A 13,822-nucleotide genomic window follows, 5' to 3' on the forward strand; every position below is an offset into this window, starting at 1 on the left:
GGATTGAAAATAAATAAGTTTGCGTCAAACTTTTAACATGAAAAAACTTAGCGTTTTATCCTTTATTCTTATGGCTTCGGTCTTCAATGCACAGGTAATTTCCGGAACTATTATTTCTAAAAATGAAAATCAGCCTGTTTCTTATGTAAAGATTGGAGTGGAAAAGAAAACTACCGGAACAATTTCCGATGGAAAAGGAAACTTTTCAATAGATCTTACCGGTCTGGATCCACAGCAAAAAATAAAAATAGAAGTACCAGGATATGAGCTGTATGAAGAAACAGTTCAGAATTTCAGAAAGAACAATCAGCAGAAAGTATTTTTGAATGAGAAAACGAAAACCATCAAGGAGGTTGCTATAAAGCCGAAAAAATTGGTGGATAAAAACTGGGGAGTTAATACAAAGACAAAAAGTGTTTTATATTTCGTAAATCCGGGAGGAGATAAAGCTGGTTTTCTAGGCGAAACAGCGCTGGAGTTTAATGCGAAGAAAAGATCCAAAATAAAAAATATTAATCTGAATATCGCCCGTTATGTTTCTACTGAACCCGTTCTGATGCGATACAGCATTTATAGTGAAAAGAGCGGATTTCCGGATAAGAATATTCTTGACGAAGAAATTACCGTTGAGCTTACAGAAGATATGATTAAAGACGGAACTTATACATTGGATGTTAATGACCGGAATATCTGGGTGCAGGGAAAGTTTTTTGTAGGTATTCATTTTTTAAAAGAATTTAACGGAAGCATTAAGATAAGTGCAGCATTATTCAGAACAGGATTCATAAGAGAGTTCTATGGTGACTGGAAAAAAATGACAATTGCAGCACCTGCCATAAATATTGACGTGAAAATGGATAAAAACGGAGACAATAATATCCCTGTTGAAAATGGGTATTCGGATGACAGTGCTGAAGCTCTTATACCCGATATATCTAAATATATAGAAGAGTCCGAGAAAACAAAATATGGTCGGAATAATGAAGCAGGAAATCATCTGAAGCTTCAGAATACAAATCTTTATTATGAAATCTATGGGGACGGCGAACCGTTGATGCTGCTTCATGGAAATTCCGGAAGTATAAAAGATTATTATCAGCAGATTCCTGTTCTGTCAAAACAGTATAAGGTAATTGCAATAGATACCAGAGGGCAGGGGAAAAGTACAGACACTTCCAAAAAAGATTTTACCTATACCATGTTTGCAGATGATGTAAAGGCACTTGCAGATGAACTGAAACTTAAAAAAGTGAATATTGTCGGGTGGAGCGACGGAGGAAATACAGGATTGGAATTTGCCATGAAATATCCAGAAAGACTTAATAAACTAATCACGGTAGGAGCCAATGCTTTTCCTGAGGGGGTAGATGACAGGCTTGCCGATCATTTCAAAAATAAAATGCATGTAATGAAAGCATTGAAAGATTCCGGAAAGTTTAATGAAGAAAGACTTCTGAAGATTATGCTTACAGAACCGCGTATGAGTGTGAAAGACTTAAATAAAATCAAGAATAAAGTATTGGTTATTGCAGGTGATAAAGATGTTATCAAACGGGAACATACTGAACTTATTGCAAATGAGATTTCAGGCGCAGAACTTAAGATCTATCAGGATGCCACCCATATGATTCCTTTTGAAAATGCCGATCAGCTTAATACTGATATCGTGAATTTTTTAGAGAAAAGTAATTAAGTTTAAGGATGGGAAGCGCGAAGATGGAGGCTGGAAGTTATATCATTCGGAATACTTCCATCTTCCTGCTTCTATCTTTCATTCTTATTAATCCAGTGTCAATCTTTTCAGGGACCAGGAGTTTCCATTATAAATGTCCAGATCTACTTTGGTGTTAATCCCGTGAACAATTCCGTTTTCTGTAAATTGCCAGAAATCCCATTGGTCATCCGGAGAAGGAGACGGAACATCATTATAATTAGCGAGCCATAAAGGATAACCTTCAAATTCACCTTTCAAAAAATCTTTATAATAATGATAATAGGTATAAATGATTGGTTTTTCACCATAGGCTTCCTCCACAATTTTACACCATACTTTTAAATCCTCAACCAGTTTTTTATTGGTTTTACGCTTAGGAATCTTTTCAATATCCAGGATAGGTGGAAGATCACCGCTTTCAAGCTTTACATTCGCCAGAAAATTATTGGCCTGAATAATCGGATCTTCATCAGCCCTATAGAAATGGTAGGCACCCCGGATGAGCTTATGTTCTTTTGCTTTCCCCCAGAACTCATCAAAATGATTATCAGCATTACGATTTCCCATAGTGGCTCTCATTACTACAAATTCTAACGGAATAGTTTTGTTTCCGATACTGAGACTGTCCCATTTGATATCTTCCCGGTTCTGATAATGAGAAACATCAAAGCCATAGGTCTTATCGAGATTGTCAGTTAATATCCTTTGAATTCTTAAAGCTTCTTTTTCACTGTTGTGGAGCTTTTTGTGCTTAAATTTATTAAAGTACAAGGCATAATAGTAGCTGACGGATTGTTTTAAATAAAAACCGGTTCCTATCAAAGCTATCACTAAAATCACCAATATTACCCTTCTTCGGAAAAAATAGTTCTTCCGTCTTGTGTTATGGACTCGTTTGGCAGTTTTTTTGGTGTACTTTTTTGGTGTCATAAAGTTTTGCAAAACTAACTTTTTTCACTACTAAATGCTAAAATAAAATCAGTAAATTTGTGTATTATGGAAACACGCGAAAAAATCATCATTATAGGAGGAGGATTTGCGGGGCTGCAACTTGCAAAAACATTGAATAACAAGAACAAAAAGGTTATTGTTCTGGATCGGATGAATCATCATATGTTTCAGCCGCTTTTTTATCAGGTGGCCTCAGGAAGGATAGAACCCTCCAACATTTCTTTCCCCTTCCGAAAGATTTTTCAGCAGTCCAGAAACACACAGTTCCGTATGACGGATGTGAGAGAAATTGACACCGCCAACAATAAAGTGATCACCGATGAGGCTGACTTTACTTATGATAAACTCATTATTGCAACAGGATGTAAAACTAATTTTTTCGGTAACAAAGAGCTCGAAGGAAAAGCTTTCGGAATGAAAAATACTCAGGAAGCCATCAGTATCAGAAATCATGTGCTGATGACCTTTGAAAAACTGATCATCGAAAAAAGCAGAAGTGATGACGGAAACTGGAATATCGTTATCGTAGGAAGCGGACCTACCGGAGTAGAACTGGCAGGTGCTTTTGCCGAAATGAAAAAAGATATCCTTCCAAGAGATTACCCGTATATGAATTTTGACCACCTGAAAATTATTTTGGTGAGTTCCACAGAAAAGCCGCTTGCCGTAATGAGCAGTGAAGCGCAGGATAAATCGGAAAAATATCTTAAAGATCTTGGAGTAACTTTTCTGAGCGGAGAAGTTGTAACGGATTATGATGGAGATAAAGTTCATCTTAAAAGTGGAAAAGAAATTCCTTCAAACAACGTGATCTGGGCGGCAGGCGTTACCGGAAACGTGGTAGGAGGCTTTCCTGAAGAAAAATTAGTACGAAACAGATATATTGTTGATCGGTACAATAAGATAAAAGGCTACGATAATATTTACGCCATCGGAGATATTGCTTATATGGAAACTCCAAAGTATCCACAGGGGCATCCACAGGTGGCTAATGTAGCAATTAATCAGGCAAAGAATTTAGGTAAAAACCTCTTAAAGAAAAGCCAGGGAGAATGGAATGAATATGAATACGATGATAAAGGCTCGCTGGCAACCATAGGAAAACACAGAGCAGTTGTAGATCTGCCGTTTATAAAATTTCAAGGATTTTTGGCGTGGTATTTCTGGATGTTTCTCCATTTAATGCTAATTTTGAGCGTTAGAAATAAGCTGGCCATATTCTTCAACTGGATGTGGAGCTACATCAATAAAGATTCTTCTTTAAGATTAATTATTATACCTACTAAGAAAAACGAAACATTACAATGAGAATTGATATCATAAGCGTACTTCCTGAACTGATGGAAAGCCCTTTTAAAACTTCTATCCTGAAAAGAGCAATGGATAAAGGACTGGCAGAAGTGCATTTTCATCATTTGAGAGACTGGGCTATTAATAAACACAGACAGATAGACGATGAACCTTATGGAGGGGGAGCGGGAATGGTAATGATGGTTGAGCCGCTGGATAAATGTATCTCAGAGCTCAAATCGCAGAGGAACTATGATGAAGTTATTTATCTTACACCAGACGGGGTTACCTTAAATCAGAAAATCGCCAATACACTTTCTATAAAAGAAAACCTGATCTTTTTGTGTGGGCATTATAAAGGAATAGACCAAAGAGTAAGAGATCTTCATATCACAAAAGAGATTTCAATAGGTGATTACGTTCTTACCGGAGGCGAACTGGCAGCATGCGTACTGGCAGATTCTGTTATAAGACTGCTTCCAGGTGTTCTAAATGATGAACAAAGTGCTCTTACAGATAGTTTTCAGGATGATCTTCTATCACCTCCTATCTATACGAGACCTGAAAGTTATAAAGGGCTTGAAGTTCCTAAGGTCTTATTAAGTGGAAATTTTGGTAAGATTGAAGAATGGAGACATGATGAAGCAGTAAGAATTACTAAAGAAAAACGTCCGGATTTACTTTAAAATATAATTCAACAAATCTTGCTAATCTTTACATATTTATTTAATTCCATTTGTTATATTGATGAATGGAATAATTTTTGTTATATTAAAATGATGTATTAAAAGTATTAATTCTTTTAATTTTTACATTGAAATTTATTTTAATTATTTTGAATTTTATATGCTATTCTAATTGCGTTTTGTGTGGTTAATTTGTAAAATAATTGAAAAATTAATTCACTATAGATAGTTTTATTGGGATTTTTATTTATATTTGAAATGTTTTTTATTACAAATTGATTTGAGATTATTATGCAAGAATCAGTGAGATTAAAAAAAAAATAATAAATTTACATTCAGAAAAAGAACATAAAAAATAAATAAAGTATAGAAATTAGTGTTGATGGAGCTGTTCTCTTTTTATAATGTTGAAAATTTATTTCTACCCGATCCGAAACCTGTCCACAAATTAGATCCTACCCGGTCAGGATTAAGGAATTGGGATGAAAAGAGATACAAGAACAAGATTTTTAAAATCTCACATGTATTTCAGCTGATGAAGGAGGATAATGGTGTATTGCCATTTATAATAGGTTTGTCCGAAGTTTCCGGAAGGAAAGTATTGGAAGATCTTGTGGAGATGGAACCTTTTAATTCAGAATATGGAATTGTACATTATAATTCTATGGATGAAAGAAAGGTAGATGTAGCAATGTTATATGATAAAAATAAAGTAGAGGTTATTGATTCTGAAACCATTACTTTCTTTTTTGAAATAGTAAATAAAAACACTGAAAATTACGACACAACAAGGGACGTACTTTTTTCAAAAATAAAATATAAAGGGGAAATTATTAATGTCTTTATCGCGCATCTTCCCTCTAAACGCGAAAAGGATATCAATAAACCTAAAAGAACTTTTATATTGAACGAGATCCGAGAAAGGATCATGAAAATTGTTGATGCAGATCAGGAACATGTAATATTGTGTGGTGATTTTAACGAAAACCCGGATGATGAAAATTTAGTACAGATTCTCTATGACAATGCCCATGAGAAGGCTTTATTAAACCCTTTTCAGGAATTGTTTTCTACAAGAAATTATTCTACTTTTCATTATAAATCTGGATTGCTGTATGATCAGATCATTATTTCGAGATCTCTTCTCGACAATAAGACGCTGGCTTTTCAGGATGCGCATGTATTCAATTCTGAGAAAATCCGCAGCAGAACCAGACATTTTGAAGGACGACCTTTCCGAACTTATGCCGGTACACGGTATCTGGGAGGATACAGTGATCACTTTCCGGTTTTCGTAAGATTTAAAGGGTTACAGTAAAAAAACATAAATAATAAAAAAGTAGAAAATGAAAAATTCGAGCAACACAAGCTATCATTTAGATTCTATTGACAAAGAAATCATCTATATGTTGATGGATAACGCTAAAACTTCTTTAGCCCACATTTCAAAAAATGTTGGTATTTCCACCACTGCGGTGCATCAAAGAATCAAAAAACTCGAACATGCAGGAGTAATTGAAAATTCAATTTCATTCCTTAATCCTAAAAAAATCGGATATAAGGTAATTTCCTACATTGGAGTATTTCTGGACCAGCCAAGTCATTATCCTGAAGTGGTAAAATCCTTACACGACATCAACGAAGTAGTGGAAGCACACTATACAACAGGAAATTATACCATATTCCTGAAGGTTCTTTGTAAAGACAATGATCACCTGATGCAAATCCTAAGCAAACTTCAGAAGCTGAAAGGAGTAACAAGAACAGAAACTTTTATATCTTTGGAACAAGGTATTTACAGACAATTGAAAGTATAACAAATTATGAACATAGCCCAATATTTGGATTCAACCTACCTGAAAACACCAGAACAATCAGGTATTTCTAACGAAGAAACACTTCAGAAAGATAAAGAACTTGCTCAGGAAGCTATTGATAATGGCATTTTTGCCGTAATGATCCGCCCGGATTATGTAGCCGAGATCAAGAAATATATTCAGGAAAGAAATTCAAATGTTGCAGTAGGAACCGTAATAGGTTTTCACGAAGGAACGTATTCAGTTGAAGAAAAGCTTGCAGAAGCTGCAAAAGCAATTGAAGACGGTGCAGATGAATTGGATTTTGTCATTAATTACAATGCTTACCTTCAGGGGAATACAGAATTGGTAAAAGAGGAATTTGTAAAATGTACCGGATTAGCTCTGGAACATCATAAAGTTGCTAAATGGATTATTGAAATTGCAGCCTTAACAGATATACAAATTGCAGATATTACCAAGCATATTTCCAGTTGGGCAGAAGAAAGCTTCTCTGAAAACGATTGGTCAAATATTTTTGTAAAATCTTCAACAGGATTCTATAAAACTACAGATGGAAAACCTAATGGTGCTACATTTGAAGGGGTAAAGATTATGCTTGACCATGCAGGAAAGCTCCCTGTAAAGGCAGCCGGTGGTGTAAGAACTCCGGAAGATGCAGAAAAAATGATCAGTATGGGAGTGAAGAGAATCGGAACTTCTTCAGCATTAGCTTTGATTAAAGATGAAGCTTCATCAGAAGGATATTAAAATAACTATCAATAAAAACAGAAAACCATCAATTCAATTGATGGTTTTTGTTTTTTATATCTGTGCCTGATATTCTTCGTAAAACTGTTGGGTTTCCTTTATTAGGCTGTCCATTTCTTCCAATGTGAATACTTCCAGGAATCTTTTTCTGAATTCTTTGAAATGAGGAATACCTCTGAAATAATTGCTGTAATGCTGCCTCATTTCAACTAATCCCAGTCTTTCTCCTTTCCATTCTGCGCTCCATTCCGCATGTTGGCGTACTGCCAATAATCGATCTGAAATAGTTGGCTCAGGTAAATGTTCTCCGGTTTTAAAGAAATGCTTGATCTCGTTAAAAATCCATGGATAGCCTATGGCTGCACGTCCAATCATAATTCCGTCACATGCATACTTTTGCTTATATTCTAAAGCTTTTTCAGGAGAATCAATATCACCATTTCCAAAAATCGGAATCTCAATATTAGGATTTTGTTTGATTCTTGAAATATGCTCCCAGTCTGCTTCACCTTTGTACATCTGTGCACGGGTTCTGGCATGTATGGTAAGAGCCTTGATTCCTGTTTCCTGTAAACGTTCTGCCACCTCATCAATATTAATGCTGGTGCTGTCCCATCCTAAACGGGTTTTAACGGTTACGGGAAGATGAGTAGAGCTTACAACAGCTTTCGTAAGACGAACCATAAGGTCTATGTCTTTTAAAACGCCTGCTCCTGCACCTTTGCAGACAACTTTTTTTACAGGGCAGCCGAAATTAATATCCACCAGGTCAGGATTTACCGTCTCAACAATTCTTGCAGACATCGCCATTGCCTCTTCATCGCCACCAAAGATCTGTATTCCTACAGGTCTCTCATAATCAAAGATGTCCAGCTTCTTACGGCTTTTGATAGCATCACGAATTAAACCTTCGGAAGAAATAAATTCCGAATACATAAGATCTGCACCATGCATTTTACATAAACGTCTGAACGGAGGATCACTTACGTCTTCCATCGGAGCCAGCAAAAGTGGAAATTCCGGCAGTTCTATGTTGCCTATTTTTATCATGGTGCAAATTTACGAAATTCTGAAAAAATAAAATTTTACAATGATCAGTATTATTGGGTGTTTTGTTTGTGTTTATTTATTTAAGGGATTTTATGAAATTATGTTTAATTTTTATTTAATTTATGTGATTGATTTTCAATTAATTTTAAATTTTATTGAAAATATTTTTTTATATTTAGTTAAATAAAAATTAATAATATGAGAAAAATTCTATTTTGTTTGATCGCAAGTATCGTTGCGTCAAATTTTTATTCACAAGTGAGCGTGTCCGCAACAGCCGGAACAACAACAGGAACTTATACTACATTAAAAGATGCATTTGATGCAGTTAATGCAGGTACACACCAAGGGGCAATTTCAATCAGTATCACAGGAAACACTACAGAGACAGCTACAGCCAGTCTGAATGCCAGTGGAGGAACTACAAGTTACACTTCGGTTGTTATTAAGCCGGCAACAGGAGTGAATGCAACGATCTCAGGAGAGGTTGCGAGCGCTCCTCTGATAAAGATATTAGGAAGTAATATTACGTTGGACGGAAGCAATGTAGCTGCAGGAACAACAAGAAACCTTACCCTTACCAATATTTCCGCAACAGCACCGCAGGTACTTACTTTCATTGCAACTTCTGCAGCGGCTGCCAATACCAATATTATGGTTAAAAACCTGAATATTGTCAATGGGATCAATACCTCTTCGGCCATGGTAATGTATGACGGGAATACTACACCAACCGGAGGTTTCTTTAATAATGTTACCATCCAGAATAATGCTATAAAGAAAGCCTATATGGGTATTTATTTATTTGCAGCTATCGCAGCAGGTAATGGAGCCAACACATTGGTAACCGGCAATGATATAAGTGCTACAGGTACAGATGTTAATCGTCTTGGTGGAGTATATGTACAAGGAGCAGACGGTGTTACTGTGAGCAATAATACAATTGGTAATTTTGAAACGACCAATGCCGAAATCAAAAGAGGAATATGGTTTGCAACAGGAACGGTTAATTCTTCAATTATCTCAAATACAATTACCAATCTGGGGTATACCGGTACATCAACCGGAGGTGCTTCAGGGATAACTGTAACGTCTGGTAATACAGGAGCATCTGCAGTTGCCAACGTTATGATAAGAGGGAATACAATTTCCAATTTTAACTCCGGCGGAACAGGAACTCTTTTTGCTGGAATCTATGCCGGAGGGACTTCAACATCAGGAATGATCATCGATAAAAATAAAATAAGCGGCGTGAAGAATACCAATGTTAACGGATATGGTGCACAAGGGATTTATCTGGCTTCTACAAGTAATACATCCAATATTTTGGTCTCTAACAATATTGTGAATGGAGTAGCTGGCTATGGATATTCTTCAGGTGGGGGAACAAATGATAATGGAAACGGAATTATTATAGCATCCGGAGGTGGATATAAATTATATTACAATACAGTGGTAATGGATGTCAACCAGACTGTTGCAGGAAGACCATCAGCATTTAATGTTACCAGTGCAGTAACTGCAGCTGCAGGAATTGATGTCAGAAACAATATTTTTGTTAATTCTCAAACCCAGACGGGTGATCGTTATACCATTTATTCAGGAGCAGCCAATACTGTATTTTCTACTATTAATTATAATGATTATTATACTTCCGGAACTAATCTCGGATATATCGGTGGAGCAGCAAAAGCTTTACTTTCTGATATTCAGACTGGATTTGGAGGAAATGCAAATTCTTTAAATATTCTGCCGGTATTCGTATCCGCTACAGATTTCCATTTATCTGCTACAGGGAACAATGCTCTTGATAACAAAGGTACTCCAGTGGCTGAAGTAACTTTAGATGCAGATGGAAATACAAGAAATGCAACAACTCCCGATCTTGGATCTTATGAATTTACAGCGGCAGTTATGGCTGTAAATGAAACAACAAAAAATAATAAAGTAAACTTCTATCCGAATCCGGTCTTAGATTACCTTTACATTAATAATGACAGCAGAATTAAAGATGTTGAGGTATATAATATTTCAGGACAAAGAGTTCTCAGCGAAGTTATCAATGCGGAAAAAGGTTCTGTAGATATGAGAAAAGCTCCTGCAGGAACTTATATTTTGAAAGTGAATACAGAAAAAGGCTCACAATCAATTAAGGTGATTAAAAGGTAAAAAAAGAGTTATATCCAATTTAATATAAAACCCCAATAGTTCATATTGGGGTTATTTTTTAGGATTGTTGTAAAATTAGAAACTTGCCTTTACCTGCATGCTTCCGATATGGATTGTTCTGTCTCCGGAATTTCTTCCTTCATAATTTAGATTCAACTGAATGAATGAGTTGATAGCCTGTTGAATGAATACACTCCATACCTGGTTTTTCCCCGGTTTTAGCCCGTCCAGCATCTGGTTTCCTACGATACTGAAATTATTTCCTGTGAAATTATTACTGATGAATGAGAAGTTTCCGCGGATAGATGTCTTTCTGCGCTCCCATTGAATAGTTCCTGTAATATCAAAAGCTTTAAGGAGTTCTTCGCCGTCCAATCTCTGTTTCTGACGGAAAGCAGAAGAAAGCTCGGCCTGGATGGCATCTGTAAATTTATAAGTGGCCTTAGGCTTTGTCTCAAAATTATTTAAACGGTAATCTCTGGTTGTAAACAGCTGAGAAGAATTTTTAATATCATGTACAGAATTCTCCCAGTCTACTCTGAATTCTTTATTGAACCAATATCCGATGTTCAGGAAATGAGAGGTCTGTTCCCGTTCTTCATTACTGAAATTAGCATTGATAAGGTTATCATTGGTAATGAATCTGTAGTTTCCGTTCCAGCCTGATTTGTCAGTCGGGTTAAATTGCACAGAGGCAAGAATATTCTGATTTTTGAGGATTTGATCACTGTTCTTTTCAAAAGGATTCAGAACAAGAACCTTGTCTTTTTTATAGAAAGAATTTTGAGAGTTTAATGAAATATTGAAATTCCAGCGTTTTAAAAATCCGTTTTCAGAGTTAAAAACAATTGCAGGATTAACAAATAAAGCCAGCTGTAACTTGTTTTTATTGGAAGGAATATATCGCACAGAATTGGTATAAACACGGATGTATTGTGCAAGATCAGAATATTCGGCAATTTCAAATTCATCCAATTGCTGAATCCCATCTCCGTTGTAATCCGTCCACTTATAAATCCCTTGTCCGTCTGTTACTTTAATATATTGAAATTCTCTTTGTGCTTCCTGTCCGTTTCCTAGTTCATAAAAAGCCTGAAGACGCATCCCGTTTCTGAAAAGCTGCTGATTATAAAGGATATTTCCAACCACAAAATCATTATTTCTCGTTACATCAGATTCCGCTCCGGAATAGAAGAATTTTCGGTAATGTAATAAGGCATTTAATGTTGTTCTTTCTGTTTTAATGATCTGGCTTTCGAGCATTACCCCCAAAATATTATTCATATTCTGGAGCCTGTTGTCACGCACCGAGTCATTATCTCTCATATATACTTTTGCCAATAATTTGGTTCTTGTACTATCCCCGATTTTCTTTTGTACGAAAAGTTCTTTCCAGCTGAAACTCGTAACATCCATCAACTGGGTATCATTGTATTTCTTTTCGTTGTGTTCCATGCTTCCTCCAATGGCCCAGCTTCCTTTTTTACCTGTAAATTCTGTGGAAACTCCACCACGGATGAATTTGGTGTCCTGAAGGGTAGCAGTCGTATTCAGGTAGGAAAAATTTCCTTTAGTAAAGAATTTTCCTGAGATCCAACCAAAATCCAGATCATTTTTAAGTCCTTTATAAGAATTCAGTTCATTTAAATAATTGACACGATAATTCAATGTAGATTTGTTATTCCATTTATTCAGGAAGCTGAAAATAAATCTGTTTTGAGTTTTCTGGTTAAATTCTTGGGTAAGGTTAAAATCTCTGGAGAATTCCACATCATTGATACGATCAAGAATATGAAACTGTCTGTCAATGTATTGGTATTCGAAACTTGGTGTTCCTTTCCATGAATTTTTTGTAAAGCTTTTATTTCCGAAAATACGCCATGCATATCCTATATTCTGATCAGAATCTTTGGAGGAAAATAAATTAACATCATAATTACTCAGGGAAATATCGGCTCCTATTTTTCCTTCATTGAGTAAATATTCAGAATTTAAAGAGTACACCTGAGATTTTTGAGGAGAAGGAAGTTTTCTTACTGCCCTGTAATCTCCGGCATTAGGACCTACATATTCAAAAACACGTCCGTTGTTGGTAGTTTGTGCAATTTTATAATCTCCCAGATTAGCCCCGAAATAGGTGAACGAAACCTGATAAAGCGTTAAACTGGAATCTGTAGAAAATTCATAGAAATTTCCTGCTGTATTTAATTTATATAAAATTTTATTAACATCATATTCAGTAACAACTCCGGATGGGGCATACATCAGATTAGGATCATTTCCTGCATTAGCCAGTATCTGTTCATCTTCTTTGGAAAGACTGAGAGCAAGTGGTGCATTTTTGTTGTCATTTTCCATGAACCAGTTTAATCCTACTTTAAACTTTTCTCTCTGGTGTTCAAGCTTTCCGGTAAATAAATATCTTGAATAATTCCTGTTGGCGTAGTTATAAGAAATCGTAATGAAATTCTGTTGGAAAATAGGCCGGAAGCTGGTAAAGGTAACCTCACCTGTATTGTAGTTGATAACATAATCCTGGTTTTCTCCACGTTTCATTAAAATCCCGTCAATGAAAACCTGTTCAGATCCGGAGATCAGAGTAATAAACTGTTCTCCGTTTTTACCCGTGAGACGATAAGGTCCCTGATTACCTTCAACACCCTGAAAACGAATTCTATGAAACTCACTTCGTGCCACCCCCGCAGAGATATCTACAAAAGTTTTATTTTCTTTCCCAAATTCCGTCTGGAACTGGATTCCCATACTTCTTCTTTGGTATTTGGCAAAATAGTTTTTAGCCTCTACAAGATCAAGGTGCCCGGCTCTAAGGATAGATTTATCCTTAATATTCAACTGCATGTAGATTTTGTCAAACTCTTCTAAAGTTTGTGTATAACCATCAGCCTGGATAGGGAGATTATGATCAGAAATACTAGCCAGAATTGTAACATCTTTTGATAATCTTCCGGAAATCTGAAGATCCATAGAACTTTGTACAGATTGTCCCTGATTATTACCAAAGGTGATTCCACGAATAATAGAACCTTTTGAATTAAGTTCTCCTAAAAATCTCTTTTTATCATTTTTTGCCAGTACAGCTTCGTCAATAATGATTTTATTATGTGTTCTTATAAAATCAAGGGTGTCCTTTGCAAAGATATCCTGCTCCAGTCTTGCAGCAAGGATACTGTCTCGTTTAATGCTGTCCTCCGGAACATTAGGATTTTTCCATGAAAATACCTGAGCATTTCCCGAAAATATGCCTAAAAAAAACAAAACGAATAGAATGATAAAATTCCGCAAGTCTTAAAAAAAATAATCCGTAAAAATAATTAAAAAATGTTAATACTAATAGATTTAGAATTATTAACAGAAATTTAATCCAAATATTGTGG

10 protein-coding genes are annotated in these 13,822 nt (G+C 35.8%); 7 read left to right on the top strand and 3 right to left on the bottom strand.

What is annotated here, in order from left to right:
* Nucleotides 1-37 precede the first annotated feature (37 nt).
* On the top strand, nucleotides 38-1,693 hold the full coding sequence (locus F3J23_RS01300) for an alpha/beta fold hydrolase (protein WP_167022911.1): 1,656 nt from the start codon (nucleotides 38-40) through the stop codon (nucleotides 1,691-1,693).
* Nucleotides 1,694-1,780: 87 nt separating this feature from the next.
* On the opposite strand, the gene F3J23_RS01305 is transcribed toward F3J23_RS01300, so the two are convergent.
* On the bottom strand, nucleotides 1,781-2,644 hold the full coding sequence (locus F3J23_RS01305) for a glycoside hydrolase family 25 protein (protein WP_185156419.1): 864 nt from the start codon (nucleotides 2,642-2,644) through the stop codon (nucleotides 1,781-1,783).
* Between the two features lie 66 nt (nucleotides 2,645-2,710).
* On the opposite strand from F3J23_RS01305, the gene F3J23_RS01310 reads away from it, so the two are divergent.
* The 5 genes from F3J23_RS01310 to deoC all read left to right on the top strand — a co-directional run bounded on the left by F3J23_RS01310 (nucleotide 2,711) and on the right by deoC (nucleotide 7,208).
* On the top strand, nucleotides 2,711-3,973 hold the full coding sequence (locus F3J23_RS01310; protein WP_167022914.1) for an NAD(P)/FAD-dependent oxidoreductase: 1,263 nt from the start codon (nucleotides 2,711-2,713) through the stop codon (nucleotides 3,971-3,973).
* A complete protein-coding gene (trmD, locus tag F3J23_RS01315) occupies nucleotides 3,970-4,641 on the top strand; it encodes a tRNA (guanosine(37)-N1)-methyltransferase TrmD (RefSeq protein ID WP_167022917.1) in 672 nt (223 codons plus the stop codon). Before F3J23_RS01310 ends, trmD begins: the two co-directional genes overlap by 4 nt.
* A gap of 382 nt (nucleotides 4,642-5,023) precedes the next feature.
* On the top strand, nucleotides 5,024-5,959 hold the full coding sequence (locus tag F3J23_RS01320; RefSeq protein ID WP_167022920.1) for an endonuclease/exonuclease/phosphatase family protein: 936 nt from the start codon (nucleotides 5,024-5,026) through the stop codon (nucleotides 5,957-5,959).
* Between the two features lie 28 nt (nucleotides 5,960-5,987).
* Nucleotides 5,988-6,458 carry an Lrp/AsnC ligand binding domain-containing protein gene (locus F3J23_RS01325; RefSeq protein ID WP_002976659.1) on the top strand — a complete coding sequence of 157 codons (471 nt, stop codon included), beginning with the start codon at nucleotides 5,988-5,990 and terminating at the stop codon, nucleotides 6,456-6,458.
* 3 nt (nucleotides 6,459-6,461) lie between these two features.
* The gene (gene deoC, locus F3J23_RS01330; protein WP_167024553.1) at nucleotides 6,462-7,208 is read left to right on the top strand and encodes a deoxyribose-phosphate aldolase; all 747 of its coding nucleotides are present in this window, start codon (nucleotides 6,462-6,464) and stop codon (nucleotides 7,206-7,208) included.
* 54 nt (nucleotides 7,209-7,262) lie between these two features.
* Here the strand turns inward: deoC and dusB are convergent, their stop codons facing one another.
* Nucleotides 7,263-8,258, bottom strand: coding sequence for a tRNA dihydrouridine synthase DusB (gene dusB, locus F3J23_RS01335; protein WP_167022923.1), 996 nt, complete (start codon nucleotides 8,256-8,258; stop codon nucleotides 7,263-7,265).
* A 198-nt stretch (nucleotides 8,259-8,456) separates the two neighbouring features.
* Between dusB and F3J23_RS01340 the strand changes: the two genes are divergently transcribed.
* On the top strand, nucleotides 8,457-10,427 hold the full coding sequence (locus F3J23_RS01340) for a T9SS type A sorting domain-containing protein (protein ID WP_167022926.1): 1,971 nt from the start codon (nucleotides 8,457-8,459) through the stop codon (nucleotides 10,425-10,427).
* Nucleotides 10,428-10,502: 75 nt separating this feature from the next.
* On the opposite strand, the gene F3J23_RS01345 is transcribed toward F3J23_RS01340, so the two are convergent.
* A complete protein-coding gene (locus tag F3J23_RS01345; protein WP_228455244.1) occupies nucleotides 10,503-13,703 on the bottom strand; it encodes a hypothetical protein in 3,201 nt (1,066 codons plus the stop codon).
* Between the last annotated feature and the right edge of the window lie 119 nt (nucleotides 13,704-13,822).

The sequence above is a fragment of the Chryseobacterium sp. Tr-659 genome, from assembly GCF_011752975.1.
Taxonomy (GTDB): domain Bacteria; phylum Bacteroidota; class Bacteroidia; order Flavobacteriales; family Weeksellaceae; genus Chryseobacterium.